Below are 23,517 nucleotides of genomic sequence, written 5' to 3'. Positions count from 1 at the left end.
GGAGGAGATCGCCCGGTGGGCGGGAGTGCGGCAGGTGGGCATCGGCCTCCGCGATCGGCCGCGGCGCGTGCGGCGGGCGGGAATCCGGCGCCGGGGCGCGCGGCCGGGGGTGCGCGGGCGGTAGGAGTGAACCTGCCCGCCCTGCGCAGCCACAACGCCGCCCTCGTCCTCGGGCTGCTGCGGGCCGCCGGGGCGGACGGGATCAGCCGACTGGAGCTGGCCGAGCGGACCGGGCTGACCCCGCAGGCCGTTTCCAAGATCACCGCCCGGTTGCGGGCCGACGGGCTGGCCGCGGAGGCCGGCCGCCGCGCCTCCACGGGCGGCAAGCCGCGTACCGTCCTGCGGCTGATGCCGGGCGCAGGGCACGCGATCGGCGTCCACCTCGACCGCGACGAACTGCGGGCGGTCCTGGTCGACCTCGCGGGCACGGTGGTGGCGGAGCGGTGCGCTCCGCTGGACCTCGGGGCGGGGGCGGAGACCGTGCTGGAGGCGGTGGGGGTGGTGGCCGAGGGGGTGGTGAGAGACGCGGGCCTGGTGGTTGGGGGGTCGGTGGGGGGTGGCGGGCTGGTGGCCGGAGGGCCGGTGCGGGGTGGAGGGCCGGTGGCCGAAGGGCCGGTGCCGGATGCCCAGCGGGTGGCCGAGGGGTCGGGCCGTGATGCCGGGACGGTGGCCGGAGGGCCGGTGGGGGATGGAGGGCCGGTGGCCGAAGGGCCGGTGCCGGATGCCCAGCGGGTGGCCGAGGGGTCGGGCCGTGATGACGGGACGGTGGCCGAAGGGCCGGTGGGGGATGGCGGTCCGGTGGCCGAAGGGCCGGTGCCGGATGCCCAGCGGGTGGCCGAGGGGTTGGGCCGTGATGACGGGCCGGGGACCGGGGGGCCGGTGCGGGACGTCGGTCCCGTGACGTCGGTCCCGCCGGCCCCTCCGCATTCCCGCCCCCTCACCCGTGTCCCCACCCTGCTCGGTGTCGGGGTCGCGCTTCCCGGACCGCTCGATCATGTCGACGGCGTGCTGCACCGGGTCACGGGGTTTCCGGAATGGGACGGGTTTCCGCTGCGGGACGCGCTCGCGGGGCGGCTCGGGGTGCCGGTGGTGGTGGACAAGGACACCAACGCGGCCGCCCTCGGTCTCGCCGCGGCCGGTGAGGGCGGGGCGTTCGCCTACCTGCATCTGGCCACGGGGCTCGGTGCGGGCCTGGTGATCGGCGGGGCCGTGCACCGGGGGCCGCGCACCGGGGCGGGGGAGTTCGGGCACCAGGTCATCGCCCTGGACGGCCCGCCCTGCCCCTGCGGCAACCGCGGCTGCGTCGAGGTGCTGTGCCTGGACGCCGTCGCCCGCGGCGAGGTCGCCGAGGCGGCCCGGGTGCTGGGCGTCGGCGCGGCCAACCTGGTCGGGCTGCTGGACATCGACCTGGTCCTGCTCGGCGGCCGCACCGTCACCGCGGCGCCCGAGGTCTTCGTACGAGGGGTGGGCGCCGTCCTCGACGCCCACGCCCGGCGCGGCGGCGGCCCCGCCTCGCCCGTCCCCGTCCGGCTCGCGCCCGGCGGTGCGCGGGGGGTCGCGGAGGGCGCGGCCCAGCTGCTGCTGGCACCGCTGTTCGGCCGGGCGGACGCCTGAGGCGGGGCGGCGCCTGAGGCGGTGCGGCGCCTGAGGAACACCCCCCTCGCGCCTCCGCTGATCGAGCGGACTTCCCCGCCCCCACGGAGCGGCACCCCCCTCACCCCCCGCCCCTCCGTGATGCTCATGTGTTCATGCGACTGTGCCCACCCACCGCCCTCCGCCTCACCCCCACCGCCCTCCGCCTCACCCCCACCGCCCTCCGCCTCACCCCCACCGCCCTCCGCCTCACCCCCACCGCCCTCTGCCTCACCGCGACCGCCGCCCTCCTCGTCGCCGCACCCCACGCCCACGCCGGCCCCGCCCGCACCCCGTACGCCCCCCATCCCCCCGCCCCCACCTCCGCCTGCTCCGCCCCCGACGGCCGCGCCTTCCCCCTCACCACCCGCATCCGCGGCGGCCCCGCCTCCTACCGTCCCGGCGGCGGACCCGGCGTCTGGTACCTGGACCTGACCAACACCACCGACCACGCCTGCACCGGCGTCCACCCGGTGGTCGTCCTCGCCGACGAGGAGCGCGCTCTGCGCCCCGGCCAGCCGCGCCTGGACTTCTACGCCGGCGGCCGCCCGCACCGGGTCCGTTTCGAGGTCACCGACCAGGACGAACTGGTCGGCGCCTTCGCCGACGACGCCGCCCGCTTCCCCGGCTTCAGCGTGGGCCCCGGCCGGACGCTGACGGTGAAGGTGCGCCTGGCGCTCACCGAGGACGCCGTGCCCAACGAGGTCACGGCCACCGCCGCCGTGGTCCAGCGGCACGACGACGACGGGGAATGGGTCGGCCGCTCGAACGACTACCGCTTCACCGTCGCGTACGACGCCGCCGACCCCGCCCCCGATCCCGACGCCTCCGCCCCGACCCCCGGCGCCCTCGACCCCTCCGCGAGCCCGCGCGCCGACCGCTTCCCGTCCGTCGGCGAACTCGCCCGGACCGGCCCGGCCGCCCTCACCGCCGCGCTCGCCGCCGCCTCGGCCGCACTGCTCGCGGCCGGCAGCGCCCTGCTGGCCAGACACAGAAGGCGCCGCGGCTGACCGAGGAAGCCCCAGGGCTCCCGCGGGACACAGCGGCCCCGCCGAGCCACGCCCCCGACCGAACCCACCGCCCGCACCCCCGCCCCGACCGCGCACCCCTCGCCCCCGCCCGCGAGAAGAGGAACCCGCAGGCCGACGCCCTCGTCACCCTGCCGCCGTTCATCCAGCAGGCCGAGGGGCAAGGGGCTGCCGCAGAAGTGCACCCGGAAGAGCGCCGACCAGGTCAGCGGCGCCGACAAGGCCGACACCGTCGGCCCCCCGAGGTCGACAGGGGCGAGCCCGCCAACCTGAGCGTCCCCGTCGACGCCTGGAAGTCGGCGACCGGTAGCTGAGACCCTTCACTCATCCCTCTCCACAGGAGGAACACGTGTCGCCAGCTCTCTCCCGCCGCACCGTCCTCACCGCCGGCGCGGCCGGCGCAGCACTCGGCGCCGCCGGCACCCTGGCCGCCCCCAGGGCCCATGCCGCCCCCACGCTGCCGAACGGCACCAGCCAGAACAAGGTCCTCGTCATCGGCATGGACGGCGTACGCCACGACCGGATCGACGCGGCGCACGCCCCGCACCTGAAGGCCATGATGCGCGACGGCACGTACGGCACCTCGCTGCTGTACGCCAACCCGATGGCCGCCACCTCCTCCGGCCCCGGCTGGTCCACGATCTCCACCGGCGTCTGGCCGGACAAGCACGGCGTGAGGGACAACACCTTCACCGGCAGGAACTACACCGCCTACCCCGGCCTGCTCGCCCGCCTGGCCCGGCTGCGCCCGGAGCTGTCCACGTACGCCGCCGTGGACTGGAAGCCGCTGGACACCCAGGGCACGGTCACCGCGGGCGCCGACGCCAAGCTCGTCCTCGACGGCGACCGCGACGGATACGTGGCCCACGACGCCACCATCGCCGCCGAGGCGGAGTCGGTGCTCCGCGACCAGAACCCCGACGTCGTGTTCGTCTACTTCGGCCAGTCCGACATCGTCGGCCACCATGCGGGCGCCGCGAGCCAGGCGTATCTGGACGTCATCGCCGTCCAGGACGCCTACGTCGGCCGCCTGCTCGCCGCGATCGAGGCCCGCCCGTCCTACGCCGCCGAGCGCTGGACGGTCCTCGTCACCACCGACCACGGGCACCTGGACGCGGGCGGCCACGGCGGCTCCGCCGTCGCGGAGCGGCGCACGTTCGTCCTGGCCACCGGTCCCGGCATCGCCGCCGGCGCCCGGCCCGTCGACACCCGGCTCGTGGACGTCGTCCCCACCGTCCTCAGGCAGCTCGGCATACCCGTGGACCCCGCCTGGGGCCTGGACGGCAAGCCGATCCAGGAGCGCTCCGGCGACCCCTTCGACGCGCTCCACGGCTCGCTGTCGGCCCGGGTCGACGAGACCGGCATCCCCACCTCGGTGCTCGGCTTCACCCACACCCCGCCCAGCGGCTGGTCCGTCATCAACAGCGCGATGGGCACCGGCGGAGTCACCGAGTGGCGCGGCTGGTCCTTCGCCACCGACGAGTTCTGGTCCCGCACCCAGCGCGACCAGTCCCGTGAGCTCAACGTCCGCGCCCGCGGCGTCTTCGCGGTCGCCGACTCCGACGAATGGGCGGACAAGGCGTTCTCGGGCACGTACGACTCGACGCTGGTGACCCCCGCCCACGACGTCACCGGCAAGGCGAACGTCCGCCTGGACTTCACCACCCTCTACCGGCAGGAGGGCGCCCAGACCGCCCAGATCCTCGCCTCCTTCAACGGCGGTGCCCCCACCGTCGTCAAGAGCTACACCTCCGATGTGATCTCGCGGCCGCAGTCCCTGACGGTGCCCGTCCCGGTCGGCGCCTCCAGCGTGAGCTTCCGCTTCCGCTACACCGGGTCCAACAACTGGTACTGGGTGATCGACGGGGTCAAGCTGACGACTTCCTGACTACGCTGGGGCCGTCGGTACGCCGTGGTTCCGGCGCCCCCGCTCGTTCCCGTACGCACGCAGGAGTTCCCCGCACATGGCAGACCGCAAGCGCATCGACTCGTGGCTCACCGACATGGACGGCGTCCTGATCCACGAAGGTGTGCCGATCCCCGGCGCCGACGCCTTCCTGAAGAGGCTCCGCGAGTCCGGCAAGCCCTTCCTGGTGCTGACCAACAACTCCATCTACACCCCGCGCGACCTGCACGCCCGGCTCGCCCGCATGGGCCTGGACGTGCCGGTGGAGAACATCTGGACCTCCGCGCTGGCCACCGCCAAGTTCCTCGACGACCAGCGCCCCGGCGGCACCGCCTACGTCATCGGCGAGGCCGGCCTGACCACGGCCCTGCACGACATCGGCTACGTCCTGACCGACCACGACCCCGACTACGTCGTCCTCGGCGAGACCCGCACCTACTCCTTCGAGGCCATGACCAAGGCGGTCCGCCTCATCAACGACGGCGCCCGCTTCATCTGCACCAACCCCGACGAGACCGGCCCCTCCACCGAGGGCCCCCTCCCGGCGACCGGCGCGGTGGCCGCGCTGATCACCAAGGCGACCGGCAAGCAGCCCTACTTCGCGGGCAAGCCGAACCCGCTGATGATGCGCACCGGCCTGAACGCCATCGGCGCCCACTCCGAGACCAGCGCGATGATCGGCGACCGCATGGACACCGATGTGCTGGCCGGCATGGAGGCGGGCATGCAGACCTTCCTGGTCCTCACCGGTCTGACCCGCCCCCACCAGATCGAGAACTTCCCCTACCGCCCCTCCAAGGTCGTGGACTCGATCGCGGACCTCGTCGAGCGCATCTGAGCGGACCGGGCGCACCCGAGCGAACCGGGGGGGGCGGCCGGACCGGGGAGACCGGCCGGACCGGGGAGATTCCGACCGCGTCCGGCCGGAGCCGAAACGCCCGACCCGCGAAAAATGACCCGTACGGAGCAACCGGACCCCGCCCGAGGATGCGGGGCCCGGCCCCGCGGGGGAGCCTCCAGGTGTCTGGAGGTTTCACGATGGGTTCCCTAGGAGTCACTCTCTGTACAGCGGTCCTCGCCCTCACCGCGCTGACCACCCCGGCCGTCGCGGCCGATCCGGGTGTCTCGATCCGGCCCCAGGCCCCGGCACCCGGCGGCGAGGTCTCCCTCAAGCTCACCGGCTGCCCCGCCCGCACCGGCACCGCCGCCTCGCCCGCCTTCGTGTCCGAGGCCCGGCTCACCGGCTCCGAGGGCACCCTCACCGGTGAGACGAAGGTCCGCTCCGGTGCCGCACCCGGCTCCTACGACATGACGATCACCTGCGGCGACTTCCGCGGCAAGGGGTCGATCACCGTCGCCGCCGAGCCCTCCGCGCCGTCCTCCCCGATCGCACCGGTGCGTGCGGGCGGCGGCGGTGCCGCGGACCGGCTCGCCGCCGTCGACGCCCGCACCACCGGCCCCGGCACCGCCCACACGATCACCGGCCTCCTCCTGGCCGGCGCGGCAGCCCTGGCCGTCGTCCTGCTGCCCCGCGCCCTCGGCTTCGCGCGGTCCGGCAAGGTCTCCCGGGCCCGGCGGAGCCGCGGGGGCAGGTGAGCGCCATGTCCGGCTCGGAACGTTCCTCCGGCGCGGGACGCCTGCTCACGGGCATGGCCTGGGCGGTGCTGCTGCTCGGCCTGTGGCTGTGGGGCCATGAGCTCACCGGCGTGCGGGGCGGCACCACCGCCCCCGACACCGGCGACATGGCCGCCGTCGGCCGGCCCCCGCACGCCGAGCTCCCGCCCGCCGTCAAGCCCCTCGGCGACGCCCTCCCGCAGCGCGTCGACATCCCCGGCCTCGGCATCCAGGCCCCGGTCGTGGCCCGCGGCCTGGACCGGGACGGCGCCGTCGACCCGCCGCCGTACGACCAGCCCGGCGTCGTCGGCTGGTACGCGGCCGGCGCCGCCCCCGGCGCACCCGGCGCCGCGCTGCTCGTCGGCCATGTCGACACCGAGACCCGCCCGGCCGTCTTCTACAAGGTCAGTGCCCTGGAGCCGGGCGAGACCGTCCGGGTCGTGCGGGACGACGGCAAGGTCGCCGAGTTCACCGTCGACGACATCGACGTGGTCGCCCGCGACCGCTTCGACGCCCGTGAGGCGTACGGCCCCCGTGAGGACGGCCGCGCCGAACTCCGGTTGATCACCTGCGGCGGCACCTTCGACCGGGCCAGCCGCAGCTACACCGCCAACGTGATCGTCTCGGCGTATCTGACGGGCACGGGCATCTGATCGGCCCACCGGCGTATGTCAGGATTGAGCCCGGCAACAGCACTCCGAGGGGGAGTTGGATGTACGGCAGCAGGGGGGCGGCCGGAGCGCGGGCGGGTGCGGCGGTGCTGGGGGCGGCACTGCTCATCGCCGGATGCTCCTCCGGCGACAAGGACGAGCCGGACCACGGCGGCGCCCGCATCACCCAACAACCCAAGAACATCACGCCGTTCTGGGTCAATCCGGACGGCAAGGCGGCCGACCAGGTCGCCGCGTACGAGAAGGCCGGCAAGAAGGCCGAGGCCGCGCAGATCCGCAGGATCGCCCAGCAGCCGACCGCGGAGTGGATCAGCCCGGAGAACCCCGAGGAGCAGGCGCGCGGCTTCACGGAGGCCGCCGAGAAGGCCGACCGCACGGCCGTCCTCGTCCTCTACAACATCCCGCACCGCGACTGCGGCCAGTATTCCGGCGGCGGCGCGGCCGACGGCGACACCTACCGCTCCTTCGTCGACGCCGTCGCCGAGGGCGTCGAGGACCGCCCCGCGACGATCGTCCTGGAACCGGACGCCGTCCTCCACCTCGTCGACGGCTGCACCCCGGACGAGTTCCACGAGGAGCGCTACGACCTCCTCGAGTACGCCGTCGGGAAGCTCGGCTCCCTGCCCCGCACCAAGGTCTACCTCGACGCCGGCAACGCCGGCTGGGGCCACCCCGACCAGATCTTCGAGCCCCTGAAGTGGGCCGGCATCGACAAGGCCGACGGTTTCGCGGTCAACGTCTCGAACTACTACACCACCGAGGACTCCATCGCCTACGGCAAGCAGCTCTCCGCCAAGGTCGGCGGCAAACCCTTCGTCATCGACACCAGCCGCAACGGCAACGGCCCCTACACCGAGGGCGCCGAGAGCGAACGCTGGTGCAACCCGCCGGGCCGCGCCCTCGGTGAGACCCCGACCACCGAGACCGCCGACCCCCTGGTGGACGCCTACCTGTGGATCAAGCGCCCCGGAGAATCGGACGGCGAGTGCAAGGGCGGCCCGAAGGCGGGCGAGTGGTGGCCGGAGTACGCCTTGAAGCTGGCGCGAGGGTGAGGTAGCCGGGGGGCGCGGGGCCGTGTCCGATGCGCGGCTGCCGCCGCGCGGGCGCGACAGGCCACAGCGCTCCCGCACCCGACCACGAACCGGCGGAAGCGCTACGGCACCCGAACCCGACCACGAACCGGCGGGAGCGCTACGGCACCCGAACCCATCGCGCCTCGGACGGCACTCCGCGCCCGTCGACGACGAACAGCATGTACCACCCGGCCTGCACCAGATTCCGGTTCTTCGGCACGGTGACGGTCACCTCGTCACCGTCCGCCTTGAACTCCAGCTCGATCGACCGCTGATCCACATCCGTCACATGCGTGGAGGCCGAAGGCCGAATCAGCCGCACCTTCTTGACGGAAGCCGCGTCCCGCGAGGTGAACGTTCCCGACTCGCCCCGCGCGATGCTCTCCGGCCCACCCGACAAGGACGGCCGGTCCCCTCGGTAGAGATACGGCGGTGTATAGATCTCCACCCGCTGCTCGAACTTGCCCGGCTTGGTGTTCGCCTTGTCGGAGAACAGCGAGTCGGACCCGAAGAACATCACCCGCCCGTCCGGCAGCAGGATCGACCCGGAGTGGTAGTTCCGCCCGACCAGCGGATCGGCGACCTTGTCGAAGGTGTTGCTGTCGGGGTGATAGATCCGCGCCTGGAGGATGTTGGAGTCCCCGCGCCCGCGATAGTCCTGCGAACCACCCGACACCAGAACCGTGTCGTCGGGAAGGATCGAGGTCTGCGGATAGCGCGTGCCCTTCTCCAGCGACGGCCCGTCCACGAACTTCGGCTCGTCCGCCGTGAGATCGACGATCCGTGTCTTCTCGCTCGACCGCTGGGACTCACCGACCCCGCCGCCCCCGACGACCATGTACTTCTCGTCCTGCGCCGGAGGCAGCAGCACCGTCGCGGACGTCTCCATCAGATCGGCGTCGCTCAGGCCGGGGATCTTGGTGAACTTGTTGGTCTCCACGTCCCAGACACCGGGGTCACGCCCCACGTCGTCCGGCCCGTAGCCCGCGTTCGAACCCGAGTAGAAGATCTTCCCGTTCTGCATCAGGAACAGCGCCGGGTACGTGGGGAACTGACGGACCTTCTCCGTGTACGTCCACTTCTTGGTCTCGGGGTCGAAGATCTCGTTCTTGCCCGGCACCAGCTGCCCGATGTCGTCGAGCCCGGACACACTGAGGACCTTTCCGTCGCTCAGCGTGGTGAGCGTCGGGTACCAGCGGGCCTCGTTCATCGGGTCGACCTTGATGTACTTCTCGGCGACCGGGTCGAACTCGTAGGCGTCCCGGATCCCCTGGAAGTCCTTCTTGTCGAGCGCGAGCTTCTGCGCGATGCCGTACGTGTTACGGGCATCGGCTCCCGACAGCCCCTGTACGCGGTAGTTGTCCTGCGTGCCCGTCTCGTACTCGGCGCCGCTCTTCTGCGCCTCGACGTAGATACGCCCGAGCCCGGGGTCGTTGCGCACGAACTCGCCCGTCTCCGGGTCGAAGACCTTCTTCGCGCGCGGCACCAGCACCGGGTCCTTGGAGACGAACGTCCTGCCGTTCTGCTTGCCCGTGAACTTGGTGCCCGCGGGCAGCGTGATCGGCTTGTCCGGGTTCTCGTTGTGGACGATCATCAGGCCACCGGCCTTGGTGACATCGCCCTTGAGCTTCTCGTACCGCTTGGTGCCGCCCGCGATCAGCAGATTGCCGTTGGCGAGCTGGGTGTGGCCGGTGCAGAACAGGTCGGTCGGGGTCGGCACCTTCTTGATGGTGCCCTTGACCGGGTCCCAGATCCGGGTGTCGAACTTCTTCGCGTCGAAGTTGTCCTGGTTGTTCCCGGACCCCGCGACCAGCAGGATCTTGCCGGTGCGCAGCAGGGCCGCGTGAATGGTGTTCTGCCGGTATTCCTCCGGGAACTCGATGATCTCCCAGTGGCCGTTCTCGGCTTTGTACTCGGGTCGGTTGATCTGGTACTGGTGGTATTTCTCGGTGCCGAAGCGGTAGAGCCACGGCCCGTTCATCCCGGCCAGCGCGAGTACCACCGCCGTGCCTATCGCGAGTCGACGAGCCCGGCGGCGGCCTGCACGGTCGTTCATTCCTTACGTCCCCCAAGGGCGATCTGCATGGTCTGGTCGTTGCCTCCGCCGGCGGCGGGCCAGGGCTGCTGGTGCGGCACCCCGTGCGGGGGCGTGGCACTCTGCGGAACCGGTGCGCTCACCGCCCGCTCGCCGGACTTCTTCTTCTCCCGGCGCAGCTCATAGCGCCAGACGAAGATCGGCGTGGCGGTGATCAGCAGCGCGAAACAGGCCCAGATGATCATCGCGGGGTGCGCGTGGCCGAAGACGAAGCCCGCGGCGATCGAGCCACCGAAGATCAGGATGAAGTACCAGTGGTACCGGAAGGTCCCGAACCAGCGGTCAGGGCTGGCCGAGTCGCCCTTGGGGGTCACCACGAACTTGCTCTTGCGGCGCAGCAGCGAGTCGATCAGCGCCTTGGCGTACAGCGGCGCCGACAGGGCGGACATGACCATGCCGGCGACACCGCCGGAGCCCTCCGGCTCGTGCGGGGAGACGTTGTGGCGGCGGTTCCAGATGTACAGGCCGATCTGGAGTGCCGAGGCGTTGCCGTAGAGCATCAGCCACACGACCGGGTCGATGTTCACACCCGAGGCGCCCAGGCCCAGGAACAGCGCGCAGCTGATCGCGGCCAGGATCCAGTTGAGGGCCGACATCGGGTAGAAGATGATCATCATCGTGTAGTTGAAGAGCTTCCCCGGCGGCAGTGTGCCCCAGCCCTTCCAGTACTGCTTGAGGATCGTCTCGTACGTCCCGCGCGACCAGCGCATCTGCTGGGTGAAGAAGTCCGTCCAGGCGCTCGGGCCCTCACCGACGGCCAGCACGTCGGGGGTGTAGACCGACTTCCACTTGCGGCCCGTCGCCGGGTTCTTGTGGCGGTGGATCTCGAAGCCGGTCGCCATGTCCTCGGTGATCGAGTCGTACAGACCGCCGATCTGCTTCAGTGCCTTGATGCGTACGGCGTTGGAGGTGCCGACGAACATCGGGGCGCCGTACTTGTTGCCCGCGCGCTGGATCAGGGCGTGGAAGAGGAACTGCTGCGACTCGGCGGCCTTGGTGACGAAGTTGTCGTAGTTGCCGTACACCTGCGGACCGATGACGAAGCCGACGTCCGGGTCGCGGAAGAAGCCCAGCATCCGCTCCAGGTAGTTGGGCAGCGGCACGTGGTCGGTGTCGACGGAGGCGAAGAAGTCGTAGTCGTCGCCGTGGGCGTCCAGCCAGGCGTTGTAGTTGCCGTGCTTGGTCTTGGCGCGGTGCGGGCCCTTGGCCTGGTTCCAGCGGGCGACGCCCTTGCGGGAGAAGTGGTGCACCCCGAGCCGGGCGCACACCTCCTTGACCGCCGGGTCGTCGCCCTCGTCGAGCAGCCAGACGTGCATCAGGCCCCGGTGGCGGATCTTCACCGCCGCCTCCAGGGTCTTCGTCACCATCTCCAGCGGCTCCTTGCCGGGCACGAAGGAGGTGAGGAAGGCGACGCGGGTGCCGGTCTCCGGCACCACCGGGACCGGGTCGCGGGCGACCAGGGTGGCGTGCGCGTTGGACAGCACGTTCATACAGCGGAAGAACTCGATCAGGCCGATCGAGACGAGCATCACGACGTCGAGGGCCGGCAGGAAGTCGTAGGCCGGGTAGTCGCGTTCGGTCCAGTGCTCCGGCTGGAGCAGCCAGGCCAGCAGCACCAGCGACAGCAGCGGAGCGGCGGCCAGCATCAGGGCGACGCGGATGCGGTGCGGCTCCTGGGATATGAGGGAGCGGTACTGGACCCGGTACGGCTTGTGCGGGTCCGGCTGGGTGAGGGGGCCCGCCAGCCGGCTGTAGTGCTCGTAGTCGTAGCGCGGCAGGGTCCGCTTGATCCGGCGGAAGGCGCCGGTGTTGCCCGTCCGGTGCGACGGCACCCGCAGCTGGGTGGTCTGTGACGGGTCGGAGTTCCGCCCGGCGCCCGTCGGCGTCGACGTCATGAGTCATCCCCCCACACGCAGGTCACCGCGTGTCTGTCGGTTCCTTTCGCCCGCGGCCCGGTCCCCCTCGACCTGCGCAGGCGTGTCTGTGGTGGGCCAGGGTCACCACGTCATGCACACCCTATAGACATGGAAACCTGACCCTCCGGTTGCATGATGCCCCCCTCGGCGCCGGTTCCGGAACGGGGCCCCCTCCCCGCCGTCCCGCACACCGTCGGGCCAGGGTTCTACGGTGTCCGGCATGATCGCAAGGTGCGCAGCAGAAGAAGGCCCCCCGCTGCTGCGAGGGGCCTTCTCCGTGTCTGTGCGCCGCCAGGGACTCGAACCCCGGACCCGCTGATTAAGAGTCAGCTGCTCTAACCAACTGAGCTAGCGGCGCCTGCTGACGTCGTTAACTCTACATGACCTCGCGGGGTGCTCCCGACCACCCGGAAACGGCCCCCGCAGGGCCGTACGGGGGCCCGTACACCATTCGGACCGTCAACATGCGCACCGGTAAGTCAGTTGGGAAACTGATCAATGTGCACAGGCATGGACATTTCCACCTGGAGTGTGAGGGGAATCGCATGGAGACTCCGGAGACTCCGGTGTTCGAGGAATTCGATCCCGCGAGCGACTGCGACTGCCCCGGCTGCGCCCGGGCCGGACAGCTGCCGCCGCGGGCCGCGGGCGGCGGCCACCCGGCCGCCCACCGGGTGCTCGCGGTGGCCGCGGCCGCCTCCGCGGCCCTCGGCACCGGCCATGCCGTACCGGCCGCCGCCGCCCCCCACGCCCCCGCCCTCCCCGGCGTTCCCGCAGGTGACGAGCCCGAGACCCCGCAGGGCAGCGCCGCCCCGCTGCACGGCCCGGCCGGCCGCCCGGCCAAGGGGACGACAGCGGTCAGGACGCCCCCCACCACCCGCGCGGAGATCATCAACCGCGCCCGGACCTGGGTCGCGGCGAAGGTCCCGTACAGCATGACGGCCTACTGGTCCGACGGTTACCGGCAGGACTGCTCCGGCTTCGTGTCGATGGCCTGGAACCTGCCCGGCAACGAATGGACCGGCAGCCTCGACCGGTACGCGGACCGCATCCCCAAGGAGGACCTGCAACCCGGCGACATCCTGCTGTTCCACAACCCGGCGAGCCCGCAGCGCGGCTCCCACGTCACCATCTTCGGCGGCTGGACGGACTACACGCACAGCTACTACATCGCCTACGAGGCGACCCGCCCCCACGCCCGCAGACAGGCCACCCCCTTCGCCTACTGGAGCCACTCCGACCGCTATCTCGCCTACCGGTACAAGGGCCTCGTCCCGGCGACCGGCGGCTCGGAGCCGGACCCGCAGCCGCAGCAGGGGACGCCCTATCCGGGCGCGGCGTACTTCGGCCCCGGCGCCCACAACGGATACGTCACCCAGCTCGGCCGCATGCTGATCGACCGCGGCGCCCGCCGCTACTACACCACCGGCCCCGGCCCCCGCTGGACCGACGCCGACCGCAGGGCGACCCGCGCCTTCCAGCTGGCCCAGGGCTGGACCGGCCCGGAGGCGGACGGACTGCCGGGCCCCCACACCTGGAGACTCCTGGTCACGGGCGAGGGCCGCGACATCGTCGAGGGCACCCCCGGCCCGCCGGCGCCCTCCTCGCCCGCGGCGCCCGCCTACCCCGGGCGGGAGATGTTCCGCCCGGGCGCCGGCAACCGCTATGTCACCCTGCTCGGCGAGCGGCTGGTGAAGAAAGGGTTCGGCAGGTACTACACCAAGGGCCCGACCCCGCGCTGGGGCGAGGCCGACCGCCGAGCGGTGGAGGCATTCCAGCGAGCCCAGGGCTGGCGAGGCGCGGCAGCGGACGGCTACCCCGGCCCGGAGACGTGGCGGCGCCTGTTCTCGTAAGGGCACCCGAGCTGGTCCGACCTGTCTTTCAGGGACGCGGGGCCGTATCCGATATGCGGCTCCGCCGCGTGGGCGCGACCAGCCACAAACAACCCGCACCCGGCAACGAACAGCACCCCCCCCCCGACGGTCTGACCCATTACGCATCTGGCGCGGAGGCTGGAGGCACGCATGAGCACGACCACTCCCCAGACACCCGAGTCGGAGGGCCCACCCCGGTCCCCCCGGCTCATCCAGAACGAGTCGACCACCGAGATCCCGGTCCACCTCCTCTTTCGCGACGAGCCCGACGCGGCGTCCGTCCCCCTCAAACCCGCGGTCGTCGCCAGACGCCACGGCACCGGCGAGCAGCCCCGTCTCCGCCACCCCGCACCGCGCCCCGTCCCCGAGCCCGACCCCGGCCTCGCCGAGCGCCCCGCCCGGGTGCTGCCCGGCACGGTCGGCGTGGCCGCCGGCACCTGCGGACTGGCCGGCTGTCTGGCCACCTCCTGGTGGGCGGGTGTCCTTCCGCCGGTTCTGCTGGAGACCCTGACCGTCCCCGCCTCCTCCGGCACCGGCCTCGGCCCCGCCCAGTGGGCGGCGTACACGGGGGCCGCCGCCCTGGGTCTCGTCGGCTTCGGCGGGCTCGCCCGCGGGCGCACCGGACGCGCCTGGGTGCTCGGTCTCTTCGGCCGCTACCGGGGCACGGTCAGACGCACCGGCCTGATGTGGGTCAACCCCCTGCTCCTGCGCCGCCGGGTGGACGTACGCCTGCGGCACTGGAGGAGCGAGCCGATGCCCGCGGCCGACGCGAGCGGTGTGGCGCTGCGCGTCTCCGTGCTGGTGGTGTGGCGGGTGCGGGACACCGCCCGGGCGGTGCTCGGTGTCGAGGACCACGAGGCATATCTGCGCGAGTGCGTGGAGGCGGCGCTGGCCCGGGTGCCGGTGGAGATGCCGGGGGAGGGCTCGGTCGCCACGGCCGGCGAGACCCTGACCCGGCTGGTGGCGGCGGAGTCCGCGCCGGTGGGGCTGGAGGTGTTCTCGGTGCAGCCGGTGCGGGTCGAGTACGCCCCGGAGGTGGCCGCCGCGATGCACCGCCGCCGGATCGCCGCGCTGGACGCCCGCCACCGGGCGAGCGTGCTGACCTCGGTGGTCGACTCGGTCGAGGACACCGTCACCCGGCTGACCATGCGCGGCCTGGTCGAACTGGACGACTACGAGCGCAAGGCGCTGGTGAAGGACCTCACGGTCGCCTTCTGCTCCGGGCGCGGGGAAACGAGCGCGTGATTGGTATGGACATGTTCAACTAACGCTTCTACTCTCGAACTTGGTCTAGACCTACCCTGCACAGCCCCTGAACTCCCCACGTTCTCCAGGAGCGGCAGTATGCGCAAGAAGACCAAGTTCTACGCCGCCGCGGTGGGACTGGCGACCACCGGAGCGCTTGTGCTCTCCTCCGGTGGCGCCAGCGGCCACGGCTACACCGACCTTCCCATCAGCCGGCAGAAGCTGTGCCAGAACGGCACCGTGACCGGGTGCGGAGCGATCCAGTGGGAGCCGCAGAGTGTCGAGGGTCCGAAGGGCTTCCCCGCCTCGGGCCCCGCCGACGGGCAGATCTGCAACGCCGGCATCGGCCATTTCTCGGCGCTCAGCTCGCCCCGTACCCCGTCCGGCGCCGCCTGGCCCGCCACGCGGGTCACGGGCGGGCAGAGCTACACCTTCCGCTGGCAGTTCACCGCCATGCACGCCACGACCGACTTCAAGTACTACATCACCAAGCCGGGCTGGAACCAGAACCACAACCTGGCCCGCTCCGACCTCAACCTCACCCCGTTCCTGACCGTCCCCTACGGCGGTCAGCGGCCCCCGTCCACCCTCTCGCACAGCGGAACTCTGCCGTCCGGGCTCAGCGGTCGGCATGTGATCCTCGCGGTGTGGACGATCGCCGACACGGGCAACGCGTTCTACGCCTGCTCGGACGTCACGTTCTGAGCATCGCTTGAGCAAGTCCGCCTTCCCCCACGGGTACGTTCCCCCTGCGCCGCCGCGACCACGGCGACGCGGGGGGAACACCGACACGATTGCGGGGGAACGCGATGGAAGACCTCTTTCAGCTGGCCTCGGGCCTGTTCTACCTGATCCCGGCCCTGATCATGGCCGTGGCTCTCGCCGTGGGCTGGACGGTGGTGCGCCGCTGGCTGCGGCTGCGCGCGGCCTGGAGCAGCGGCCTGACCGCCGAGGCCCGCTGTCTGCGCGTGTACACGACCACCCACGGCGGCGGCGACACCTCGGTGCACACCGAACTGCATCACGTCTACGAGTTCACCGCCCGCGACGGCCGGGTGATCCGTTTCGAGGAGCAGGGCGGCCCCGGCACGACCCTCGAGGGCGACTTCGTCACCGTGCGCTACACGCAGGGGGCTCGGGTGTCGGCCACGGCGCTCGCTCCGCGGCGGGGTCTCGCGGCGGCGGGCACCTTCGGTGTGCTGGCGTTCGTCGGGGTGATCGTCCTCTTCTGCGTCGGCTTCATGGTGGCGTCCGCGACGCTGTTCTCGCTGCCCCTGTGACGGAACGCCGAAGGGCCCCTCGCTCGCACGAGGGGCCCTTCTTCTGTGCGCCGCCAGGGACTCGAACCCCGGACCCGCTGATTAAGAGTCAGCTGCTCTAACCAACTGAGCTAGCGGCGCATGACTCCCGCCTTCCGCTTCTCGCGGCCGGCGACGAAGAAAATACTACCTGGTCCCGAGGGGTGCTCATGACCACCCGCACCGGGACCCGGACCGGCCCGCCCGGATCATCGGTGTGCTGCGCGCCGGAGACTTCCGGCCACCGGCTGGCCGGCCACGCGGGCACAACGACGACGGCCGGTGATCACTGCTGTGATCACCGGCCGTCGCCGTCATGTGCGCCGCCAGGGACTCGAACCCCGGACCCGCTGATTAAGAGTCAGCTGCTCTAACCAACTGAGCTAGCGGCGCCTGCTGACGTCGTAGACCTTAGCATCCTGGTCGGCGGGAGGAAAAATCGAAATCCGCACCGCCGCGCGGGCCGCCCGGACGGCCGCCCAGAGCAGTACCTCCGGGGCCGGCAGCCAGGGGTGACGGGTGTCGGGGGCGACCAGCCAGCGGGACTCCCGCGGGCCCTGGACCCCGCCCGCGACGGGCGCGGGGACGGTCACGGCGTCGCCGGTGCCGTGGCAGAGCAGGGGCGGGACGGCCGCCGTACGGCCGTCGCCGGTACCGAACTCCTCCCACTCCAGCAGCGAGGGCAGCCGCTGGGCGGTGCCGGGCGCGGCGAACAGCAGGATGCGGCCGCGGTGTGCGGCCACCGGGCCGGAGCCCGGCCCGTCGTCCCACAGCCGGTCCAGCATCCGGCGGCCGAACACCGCCGGGGCGCTGACCACGTCGAACACGGAGCCGCAGGGCAGCACCACCGGGGCGCCCGGGCACTCCTCCCAGTGCGCGAGCGTGCTGCGCGGATACGTTCCTGCCGAGGCGAGCCAGGCGGCCCCGTCCGGGGTGACGCCACAGCTGCCGTGGCCCTCGTCGAACAGGCCGGAGGTCGGTGCGTTCCGAAAGCTGCTCATGTCATCCAGGTGTACCGGCTGTGAGCGGTTCGTTCCGCTGAGTTGCCGGAATCCGGGACAGACGGGGGCGGGAAGGAGTATCTTGCCCGCCCCTCTGGCATATGCCATACGGGTGGCGCGCTCAGGCCCGGTCGGCGTGGTCCTTGCCGTTCTCGCCGCGCAGCAGGTCCTGGCCGAACTCGACCATCTTCTTGGCATAGTCCTCGGTCCACTCGGCACGGGCCGCGATCTCCGCGGGCGTCAGCCGGTCGAACCGCCGGGGGTCGGCGAGCTGGGCCGCCGCGACCGCCTGGAACTCCATCGCCCGGTCGGCCGCCGCGCGGAACGCCTCGGTCAGTTCCGTCGCCCGCGCGAGCAGGGCACGCGGGTCGTCGATGGACTCCAGGTCGAAGAAGTGCTCCGGGTCCCCGGCGGCCTCCGCGGGCTCGAAGAGCAGGGGCGCGGGGCGTAGCCGCGGCTCGTTCGGGCGCGGCGTGTGCTCCGCCATGTCATGTCCTCCTCGTACGTCTGCGATGGCGCGCCTGCGGGCGGACCACCCTCCATTGTCCCGCGACGGCGCAAGAGTGCCTCGGGTCCGGCTCGAGGAGACCCTTGGGCACCCTCGGTGAAACCGGGGGCATAACTCGGTCGGCGCCGGGTAGCCGCGCCGCCATGGCTCCAGACACGACGACGACTTCACGCCGGTCGCTGCTCGCGGGGGTGGCGGCGCTCGGCGCGCTGGGGGCCGCGGGCTGCTCGCGCGTGGCCACGGCCTCCGACACGCCGGGCGGTGATCTGCTGGACCGGCTCAGAGCCCAGGGGGTCGTCCGGCTCGGCATCGCCGGCGAGATCCCCTTCGGCTACATCGACACCGACGGCGAGCTGACCGGTGAGGCGCCGGAGCTGGCGAAGGTGATCTTCAAACGGCTGGGCGTGGACCGGGTGCAGCCCGTGCCGACCGAGTTCGGCTCGCTGATCCCGGGCCTGAACTCGCAGCAGTTCGACGTGGTCGCGGCCGGGATGTACGTCAATCCCGAACGCTGCGAGCAGGTCGTCTTCGCCGATCCCGACTACCAGATGCTGGACGCCTTCGTCGTCCGCAAGGGCAACCCGCTGGGCCTGCGCGACTTCCGGGACGTCGTGGCGAAGAAGGCCCGGCTTTCGACCGGCACCGGATACGCGCAGATCGAGCACGCCGTCGAGGCCGGCTGCAAGGAGAGCGACATCCTGATCGTCCCGGACCAGGTGGCCGGGCTGAACGCGGTGGAGGCCGGGCGGGCCGATGTCTTCGCCGGGACGGCGATCACCGCCCGTGAGGTGGTGAAGAAGTCCGCCAAGGCAGAGGCGACCGAGCCCTTCGCGCCGCTGATCGACGGAGAACCGCGGGTCGACGGCGGTGCCTTCGCGTTCCGGCCCACCGAGACCCGGCTGCGGGACGCCTTCAACGCCGAGCTGCACAAGCTGAAGAAGAGCGGTGAGCTGCTGCGCATCCTGCGGCCGTTCGGCTTCACCGAGGCCGAGATGACCGACCTGACCGCGAAGGAGCTGTGCGGCTCATGACACCCGGACTGTGGGAACTCGTACTCAAAGGGACGTGGACCACGATCCAGCTGCTGGTGTGCAGCGCGCTGCTGGCCACGGCCGTCTCCTTCGTCGTGGGCGTCGCCCGGGTGAACCGCCGGTGGATCGTCCGCTTCCTCGGCGGCTTCTACACCGAGGTGTTCCGCGGCACCTCCGCGCTCGTGATGATCTTCTGGACGTTCTTCGTGCTGCCGGTCGCCTTCGGCTGGCAGCTGGTGCCGCTGTGGGCGGGCACGCTCGCGCTGGGGCTGACCTACGGGGCGTACGGCGCGGAGATCGTGCGCGGCGCGCTGAAGGCCGTGGATCCGGCGCAGGCCGAGGGCGGGATCGCGCTCAGCTTCACGCCCTGGCAGCGGATGCGGCTGATCCTGCTGCCGCAGGCGGTGCCGGAGATGATCCCCTCGTTCTGCAACCTGCTGGTCGAGCTGCTCAAGGGCACCGCGCTGGTGTCCGTGATGGGCATGGGCGACCTGGCCTTCAGCGGCAACCTGGTGCGGCTCGCGCTCCAGGAGAGCGCCGAGATCTACTCGTACATCCTGCTGATCTACTTCGCCATCGCCTTCCTCCTCACGCGGCTGATGAAGGGGCTTGAGCGCCGGCTGAAGGCGGGGGTCGCCTGATGAACTGGGACTGGGACGCGGCCTGGGACTTCATGCCGCACTTCTGGGACGGGATGCTCGTCACGCTGAAGGCGCTGGCGCTCGGCTCGCTGGTGTCGTTCGCGCTGGGGCTGGTGTGGGCGCTGCTGATGCGCACGCCGACCCGGTGGGTGCGCTGGCCGGTGGGCGCGCTGACGGAGTTCGTCCGCAACACCCCGCTGCTGGTGCAGCTGTTCTTCCTCTTCTATGTGCTGCCGGAGTGGGGCTTCGCGGTCTCCGCGCTGACCACCGGTGTCCTCGCCATCGGCCTGCACTACTCGACGTACACGATGCAGGTCTACGGCGCCGGCATCGACGCGGTGCCCGCCGGCCAGTGGGAGGCGGCGACGGCGCTGAGCCTGCCGCGGCGGCGCACCTGGACGACGGTGGTCCTGCCGCAGGCGATCCGCCGGGTGGTGCCCGCGCTCGGCAACTACGTCATCGCGATGCTCAAGGACACACCGCTGCTGATGACGATCACCGTGCTGGACATGCTGGGTCAGGCGCGGCTGTTCTCGCAGTCGACCTTCCGGTTCACCGAGCCGCTGACGGTGATCGGCGTGGCCTTCATCGTCATCTCCTCTCTCGCCTCCCTCCTTCTGCGCACCCTGGAGCGACGCCTTGTCCGTTGAGATCAGCAATGTCACCAAGAGGTTCGGCGGCAACACCGTCCTGGACCGCCTCGACCTGACCGTGAAGGCCGGCAGCCATGTCACCCTGATCGGCCCGTCCGGCTCCGGCAAGACCACGATCCTGCGGATGCTGATGACCCTGACCAAGCCCGACGAGGGCACCATCACGGTCGACGGTCAGCGGCTGTTCCCCGCCTCCGACAAGCAGTGCCGCCAGGTGCGCCGGAACATCGGGATGGTGTTCCAGCAGTTCAACCTGTTCCCGCACATGAGCGTGCTGCGCAATCTGACCGAGGCGCCGGTCACCGTGCTCGGGCTGTCGCGGGACGAGGCGGAGGAGCGGGCCCGTGAGCTGCTGGACCTGGTGGGGCTCGCCGACAAGTGCGACGCCAAGCCCGGCCGGCTCTCCGGCGGTCAGCAGCAGCGGGTGGCCATCGCGCGGGCGCTGGCGATGCGCCCGAAGGTGCTGCTGCTGGACGAGGTGACCTCGGCGCTGGACCCGGAGCTGGTCGCGGGCGTGCTGGACCTGCTGCGCGACATCGCCCGCTCCACCGACATCACCATGCTGTGCGTGACCCACGAGATGCACTTCGCCCGCGACTTCTCCGACCAGGTCCTGATGTTCGACTCGGGGCGGATCGTGGAGTCGGGCCCGCCGGAGAAGATCTTCAACGACCCCGAGGAGGAGCGGACCCGGGAATTTCTCGGCGCCGTGCTCTGACGGCGGGAGGTGAACGGACGAACACCCCAGGCCCCGGCGATGGGTGGTGCCATTGGCATATGCCAGCGGGGCGACGCCCCGGTCAGGAGCGCCGGTTTCTCGCCAACAACCGCTTCACATCGGACTTTTGACGGTTATCGTTGAGTGGATCCGGCACCCGGATCACGGCCCAGAGAAGCGACCGCAGGGGGAAACCGTGGCGCTGAAGCACGAGCCGACCACGCCGTACCACTCGGCCCAGGACGCCCTGCGCGTCCTGGAGACCGTGGCACGGCACACCACCGGCGTCACCGACGCCGAGCTCGCCCGCGAGACCCGCCTCGGCACGGAGCGCCTGACCAGCCTCCTGCGGATGCTGCGTCGCGAGGGCTACGTCGAGCAGGTCGCCGACGGTGCGTACGTCACCGGCGACGCGCTCGCCCGTCTGGGCTCGGCCGACCAGCACGAGGAGGCGCTGCGGGACAAGCTCCAGCAGACCCTCGACCGGCTGCGCGACTCCGTGGGCGCCGCCGTCTACATCAGCCGCTATGTCGACGGCGAGGTCAGGGTCACCCAGTTCGCCGACAGTCCGGCCACCCCGGCGGTCAACGAGTGGGTCGACTTCCGCTACTCGGCGCACGCCACCGCGGCCGGCAAGTCCCTGCTGGGCCAGCTCGACCACAACGGCCGGCGCGATCACCTCTCCCGGCACAAGCTGGCCCGCCTGACCTCCCGCACCATCACCAGCGACAGGCTGCTGCTCTCCCGGCTGGAGGCCCAGCCGCCGACCGTGCCCGTCCTCGACCTCCAGGAGTACGCCGTCGGCACGGTCTGCGCGGCCGTCCCGATCACCGCCGGCTCCTCGGTCGGCTGCCTCGCCCTGTCCCTGCCGGTCGAGCACGCCCACCGGCTGCGCCAGGCCGCCGACACCCTCAACCGCAACGCCGCGCCGGTGCTGCTGTCGCTGACGATCTAGGGGGCGTAGGCCGGTCGTCGGACGTGACGCGGGCGGTCGTCGGTCAGGTGGCCGGCGGCCGCCGGGTCACTCCGGCGTGATCTTCACCGTCCAGGCCCCCGCCGGGGTCCGGCCCTGTACCTCCACCCGCACCCCCTCGCCCGGCACGGTGAAGCTCTCGCCGACCGCGACGGGCGCGTCCGCGAGCGGCGGGTAGACGGAGGTGTCCCAGCACGCCTCGGTCTCGGGATGCGCGTCGACCACCTGCACCGGCCCGCGCCCGGAGGCGGTCGTACTGCTCACCCGGTACACCAGCACCCCCGACCGGCAGGCGTCCGCGTCGTTGCCGACCGGGCCGCGCGCCTCGAAGGCGAGCGCGCTGTCCGCTCCGGTGCGCACCACGGCCAGCTTGGTGCCCCGGCCGAGCCCGAAGGAGGGCGCCCCGGCGGCCCCGGTCACCGGCACCCCCGGACCGGCGGCGAGCGGCTCCAGGGTCAGCCGGGTGGGCCCGCCCACACAGACCACCTGACGCGGCTCCAGCCAGCCCAGCTTCCACTTGTGCCAGCCGAACAGGTCCGGCGCCAGCCCGAACTGGCTGCCCATCAGGTCCCAGTCGCCCACATGGGTGTCCCAGTCGCCGACGCCGTCCACCGGCCGGTGGTAGAGGTCCGGCAGATCGAAGACATGCCCGGTCTCGTGCGCCAGGACCAGCCGGTCCGGCGGATGCTTCTCGAACACGGTGACGAACCGGTGGATGTCCGTGCCGTCGGCGTGCAGCGGCACGTCCAGGTTGACCACCTTGGTGGCGTCGGAGTCGACACCGGGGGCGTCCGGATCGGCGACGAAGTACACGATGTCGTAGGCCGAGAAGTCGACGTGCCGGTCGGCGACGGTGAGCGCGTCCCGCAGATAGGCGGCGCGGTGGGCGGCGTTCCAGTCGCGCTGTATGGCGTACGCGGTGGAGGGGCGGGGCATGGTCAGCCACTGGCGCAGCGGGTGCGGGCGCAGGGTGAACCTGCCGTAGGAGGCGCGCTCGAAGAAGGCGCTGGTGGCGGGGAAGTGATCGGCCGTCAGCTGCTCGGGGCTGGTGCGCGGCTCGGAGTCCGGGAAGGACAGGAAGACCATGACCGCGTCCAGCTTCCGGGCGGGCTGCGGATAGGCGGCGTTCCAGGTGTCCAGGCCCTCGGAGTGGTGGGCCGCGGTGCGCCGCAGGGCGCAGGGGGAGCCCGCGAAGGGCTCGGCGACGGAAGGGGCGCCGACGAAGGAGGTGGCGGCGAGCGCCGACATCGTGGTGAGGAGGGCCGCGGTGCTGCGCAGACGGGGGCGCGGGAACGGACGCGGCACAGGGACCTCCGGATGCGGTGGGGTATGCCCACGCCGGTGAGGCGGTGGGGAGGGACACCGCATCCAGACTGTGCGACTTTATTGAGATATGCCCTGTTTGTCTGCGTCGGACGGGTGAGCGGGCCTTGCCGGACGCCGGAGTGCCGGATGCCGGATGTCGGGACGCCGGGCGTCGAACGCCGGGACGCCGGGCGCCGGGGCGCCGGGGCGCCGGACCGAGGTCGCCGCAAGCCGCGACACCCCCGAACCGCTCACGGACCGTCACAATCGGTCGGCAGCCGAAGAAACCCGTCCAGCCGGGGGCAGAAACGATCCGTCAGAAAGGCGGGTGGCGG

21 protein-coding genes and 3 tRNA genes are annotated in these 23,517 nt (G+C 71.8%); 16 read left to right on the top strand and 8 right to left on the bottom strand.

Going from position 1 to position 23,517, the window contains the following annotated elements; genetic code table 11:
- The first annotated feature begins 126 nt into the window (after positions 1-126).
- From ACSU6M_RS12830 to ACSU6M_RS12800, 7 genes are all read left to right on the top strand, one after another.
- Positions 127-1,614 carry an ROK family transcriptional regulator gene (locus ACSU6M_RS12830; RefSeq protein WP_437069685.1) on the top strand — a complete coding sequence of 496 codons (1,488 nt, stop codon included), beginning with the start codon at positions 127-129 and terminating at the stop codon, positions 1,612-1,614.
- Between the two features lie 134 nt (positions 1,615-1,748).
- Positions 1,749-2,642: a hypothetical protein gene (locus tag ACSU6M_RS12825; protein WP_437069684.1), complete on the top strand. Its 894-nt coding sequence runs from the start codon at positions 1,749-1,751 to the stop codon at positions 2,640-2,642.
- A gap of 367 nt (positions 2,643-3,009) precedes the next feature.
- Positions 3,010-4,548 (top strand): alkaline phosphatase family protein, encoded by a 1,539-nt coding sequence (locus tag ACSU6M_RS12820; RefSeq protein WP_437069683.1) that lies wholly within the window; start codon positions 3,010-3,012, stop codon positions 4,546-4,548.
- Between the two features lie 76 nt (positions 4,549-4,624).
- Positions 4,625-5,404, top strand: a complete 780-nt coding sequence (locus ACSU6M_RS12815; RefSeq protein WP_437069681.1) for an HAD-IIA family hydrolase — start codon at positions 4,625-4,627, stop codon at positions 5,402-5,404.
- A 200-nt stretch (positions 5,405-5,604) separates the two neighbouring features.
- Positions 5,605-6,162: a hypothetical protein gene (locus ACSU6M_RS12810; RefSeq protein WP_437069680.1), complete on the top strand. Its 558-nt coding sequence runs from the start codon at positions 5,605-5,607 to the stop codon at positions 6,160-6,162.
- A gap of 5 nt (positions 6,163-6,167) precedes the next feature.
- Positions 6,168-6,833 (top strand): class F sortase, encoded by a 666-nt coding sequence (locus ACSU6M_RS12805; protein WP_437069678.1) that lies wholly within the window; start codon positions 6,168-6,170, stop codon positions 6,831-6,833.
- 59 nt (positions 6,834-6,892) lie between these two features.
- Positions 6,893-7,903 carry a glycoside hydrolase family 6 protein gene (locus ACSU6M_RS12800; protein WP_437069676.1) on the top strand — a complete coding sequence of 337 codons (1,011 nt, stop codon included), beginning with the start codon at positions 6,893-6,895 and terminating at the stop codon, positions 7,901-7,903.
- Between the two features lie 139 nt (positions 7,904-8,042).
- On the opposite strand, the gene ACSU6M_RS12795 is transcribed toward ACSU6M_RS12800, so the two are convergent.
- The 3 genes from ACSU6M_RS12795 to ACSU6M_RS12785 form a co-directional block, all read right to left on the bottom strand.
- The gene (locus ACSU6M_RS12795; RefSeq protein WP_437069675.1) at positions 8,043-9,980 is read right to left on the bottom strand and encodes a galactose oxidase-like domain-containing protein; all 1,938 of its coding nucleotides are present in this window, start codon (positions 9,978-9,980) and stop codon (positions 8,043-8,045) included.
- A complete protein-coding gene (locus ACSU6M_RS12790; RefSeq protein WP_437069673.1) occupies positions 9,977-11,914 on the bottom strand; it encodes a glycosyltransferase family 2 protein in 1,938 nt (645 codons plus the stop codon). Before ACSU6M_RS12790 ends, ACSU6M_RS12795 begins: the two co-directional genes overlap by 4 nt.
- Positions 11,915-12,219: 305 nt before the next feature.
- Positions 12,220-12,293, bottom strand: a tRNA-Lys gene (locus tag ACSU6M_RS12785).
- Between the two features lie 187 nt (positions 12,294-12,480).
- On the opposite strand from ACSU6M_RS12785, the gene ACSU6M_RS12780 reads away from it, so the two are divergent.
- From ACSU6M_RS12780 to ACSU6M_RS12765, 4 genes are all read left to right on the top strand, one after another.
- Positions 12,481-13,788 carry a peptidoglycan-binding protein gene (locus ACSU6M_RS12780; RefSeq protein WP_437069672.1) on the top strand — a complete coding sequence of 436 codons (1,308 nt, stop codon included), beginning with the start codon at positions 12,481-12,483 and terminating at the stop codon, positions 13,786-13,788.
- 171 nt (positions 13,789-13,959) lie between these two features.
- Positions 13,960-15,054 (top strand): SPFH domain-containing protein, encoded by a 1,095-nt coding sequence (locus ACSU6M_RS12775; RefSeq protein WP_437069670.1) that lies wholly within the window; start codon positions 13,960-13,962, stop codon positions 15,052-15,054.
- Positions 15,055-15,153: 99 nt separating this feature from the next.
- A complete protein-coding gene (locus ACSU6M_RS12770) occupies positions 15,154-15,759 on the top strand; it encodes a lytic polysaccharide monooxygenase auxiliary activity family 9 protein (protein ID WP_437069668.1) in 606 nt (201 codons plus the stop codon).
- A 104-nt stretch (positions 15,760-15,863) separates the two neighbouring features.
- On the top strand, positions 15,864-16,334 hold the full coding sequence (locus ACSU6M_RS12765) for a hypothetical protein (protein WP_437069666.1): 471 nt from the start codon (positions 15,864-15,866) through the stop codon (positions 16,332-16,334).
- Positions 16,335-16,380: 46 nt separating this feature from the next.
- Here ACSU6M_RS12765 and ACSU6M_RS12760 read toward each other — a convergent pair.
- The 4 genes from ACSU6M_RS12760 to ACSU6M_RS12745 all read right to left on the bottom strand — a co-directional run bounded on the left by ACSU6M_RS12760 (position 16,381) and on the right by ACSU6M_RS12745 (position 17,840).
- A tRNA-Lys gene (locus tag ACSU6M_RS12760) sits at positions 16,381-16,454 on the bottom strand.
- Positions 16,455-16,671: 217 nt separating this feature from the next.
- Positions 16,672-16,745 (bottom strand) — tRNA-Lys (locus tag ACSU6M_RS12755).
- Positions 16,736-17,353 (bottom strand): bifunctional DNA primase/polymerase, encoded by a 618-nt coding sequence (locus tag ACSU6M_RS12750; RefSeq protein WP_437069665.1) that lies wholly within the window; start codon positions 17,351-17,353, stop codon positions 16,736-16,738. Before ACSU6M_RS12750 ends, ACSU6M_RS12755 begins: the two co-directional genes overlap by 10 nt.
- A 121-nt stretch (positions 17,354-17,474) precedes the next feature.
- Positions 17,475-17,840: a hypothetical protein gene (locus tag ACSU6M_RS12745; RefSeq protein ID WP_437069664.1), complete on the bottom strand. Its 366-nt coding sequence runs from the start codon at positions 17,838-17,840 to the stop codon at positions 17,475-17,477.
- A 164-nt stretch (positions 17,841-18,004) separates the two neighbouring features.
- Here ACSU6M_RS12745 and ehuB point away from each other — a divergent pair, with 164 nt between their 5' ends.
- The 5 genes from ehuB (at position 18,005) to ACSU6M_RS12720 (ending at position 21,859) form a co-directional block, all read left to right on the top strand.
- The gene (gene ehuB / locus ACSU6M_RS12740) at positions 18,005-18,892 is read left to right on the top strand and encodes an ectoine/hydroxyectoine ABC transporter substrate-binding protein EhuB (RefSeq protein ID WP_437069662.1); all 888 of its coding nucleotides are present in this window, start codon (positions 18,005-18,007) and stop codon (positions 18,890-18,892) included.
- Positions 18,889-19,533, top strand: coding sequence for an ectoine/hydroxyectoine ABC transporter permease subunit EhuC (ehuC, locus tag ACSU6M_RS12735; protein ID WP_437069660.1), 645 nt, complete (start codon positions 18,889-18,891; stop codon positions 19,531-19,533). The genes ehuB and ehuC overlap by 4 nt, the downstream gene beginning before the upstream one ends.
- Positions 19,533-20,183, top strand: a complete 651-nt coding sequence (gene ehuD, locus ACSU6M_RS12730) for an ectoine/hydroxyectoine ABC transporter permease subunit EhuD (RefSeq protein ID WP_437069659.1) — start codon at positions 19,533-19,535, stop codon at positions 20,181-20,183. The genes ehuC and ehuD overlap by 1 nt, the downstream gene beginning before the upstream one ends.
- The gene (gene ehuA / locus ACSU6M_RS12725) at positions 20,173-20,904 is read left to right on the top strand and encodes an ectoine/hydroxyectoine ABC transporter ATP-binding protein EhuA (protein ID WP_437069657.1); all 732 of its coding nucleotides are present in this window, start codon (positions 20,173-20,175) and stop codon (positions 20,902-20,904) included. The genes ehuD and ehuA overlap by 11 nt, the downstream gene beginning before the upstream one ends.
- A 196-nt stretch (positions 20,905-21,100) precedes the next feature.
- Complete coding sequence (locus ACSU6M_RS12720) at positions 21,101-21,859, top strand: IclR family transcriptional regulator (protein WP_437069655.1); 759 nt, start codon at positions 21,101-21,103, stop codon at positions 21,857-21,859.
- 66 nt (positions 21,860-21,925) lie between these two features.
- On the opposite strand, the gene ACSU6M_RS12715 is transcribed toward ACSU6M_RS12720, so the two are convergent.
- Entirely contained in the window at positions 21,926-23,182 is a 1,257-nt protein-coding gene (locus tag ACSU6M_RS12715) for a M6 family metalloprotease domain-containing protein (protein WP_437069654.1), read from the bottom strand.
- Between the last annotated feature and the right edge of the window lie 335 nt (positions 23,183-23,517).

This window comes from Streptomyces sp. enrichment culture (assembly GCF_964272895.1).
Lineage (GTDB): Bacteria > Actinomycetota > Actinomycetes > Streptomycetales > Streptomycetaceae > Streptomyces.
The sequence above is the reverse complement of the archived record's forward strand: the minus strand, read 5'-3'. Positions and strand labels throughout refer to the sequence as shown.

Excerpts from the sequence above, each read along its gene's own strand:
- ACSU6M_RS12825 (WP_437069684.1), top strand. The coding sequence starts at position 1,749 with ATGCGACTGTGCCCACCCACCGCCCTCCGCCTCACCCCCACCGCCCTC.
- ACSU6M_RS12815 (WP_437069681.1), top strand. The coding sequence starts at position 4,625 with ATGGCAGACCGCAAGCGCATCGACTCGTGGCTCACCGACATGGACGGC.
- ACSU6M_RS12810 (WP_437069680.1), top strand. The coding sequence starts at position 5,605 with ATGGGTTCCCTAGGAGTCACTCTCTGTACAGCGGTCCTCGCCCTCACC.
- ACSU6M_RS12805 (WP_437069678.1), top strand. The coding sequence starts at position 6,168 with ATGTCCGGCTCGGAACGTTCCTCCGGCGCGGGACGCCTGCTCACGGGC.
- ACSU6M_RS12800 (WP_437069676.1), top strand. The coding sequence starts at position 6,893 with ATGTACGGCAGCAGGGGGGCGGCCGGAGCGCGGGCGGGTGCGGCGGTG.
- ACSU6M_RS12795 (WP_437069675.1), bottom strand. The coding sequence starts at position 9,980 with ATGAACGACCGTGCAGGCCGCCGCCGGGCTCGTCGACTCGCGATAGGC.
- ACSU6M_RS12790 (WP_437069673.1), bottom strand. The coding sequence starts at position 11,914 with ATGACGTCGACGCCGACGGGCGCCGGGCGGAACTCCGACCCGTCACAG.
- ACSU6M_RS12780 (WP_437069672.1), top strand. The coding sequence starts at position 12,481 with ATGGAGACTCCGGAGACTCCGGTGTTCGAGGAATTCGATCCCGCGAGC.
- ACSU6M_RS12775 (WP_437069670.1), top strand. The coding sequence starts at position 13,960 with ATGAGCACGACCACTCCCCAGACACCCGAGTCGGAGGGCCCACCCCGG.
- ACSU6M_RS12770 (WP_437069668.1), top strand. The coding sequence starts at position 15,154 with ATGCGCAAGAAGACCAAGTTCTACGCCGCCGCGGTGGGACTGGCGACC.
- ACSU6M_RS12765 (WP_437069666.1), top strand. The coding sequence starts at position 15,864 with ATGGAAGACCTCTTTCAGCTGGCCTCGGGCCTGTTCTACCTGATCCCG.
- ACSU6M_RS12750 (WP_437069665.1), bottom strand. The coding sequence starts at position 17,353 with ATGAGCAGCTTTCGGAACGCACCGACCTCCGGCCTGTTCGACGAGGGC.
- ACSU6M_RS12745 (WP_437069664.1), bottom strand. The coding sequence starts at position 17,840 with ATGGCGGAGCACACGCCGCGCCCGAACGAGCCGCGGCTACGCCCCGCG.
- ehuB (WP_437069662.1), top strand. The coding sequence starts at position 18,005 with ATGGCTCCAGACACGACGACGACTTCACGCCGGTCGCTGCTCGCGGGG.
- ehuC (WP_437069660.1), top strand. The coding sequence starts at position 18,889 with ATGACACCCGGACTGTGGGAACTCGTACTCAAAGGGACGTGGACCACG.
- ehuD (WP_437069659.1), top strand. The coding sequence starts at position 19,533 with ATGAACTGGGACTGGGACGCGGCCTGGGACTTCATGCCGCACTTCTGG.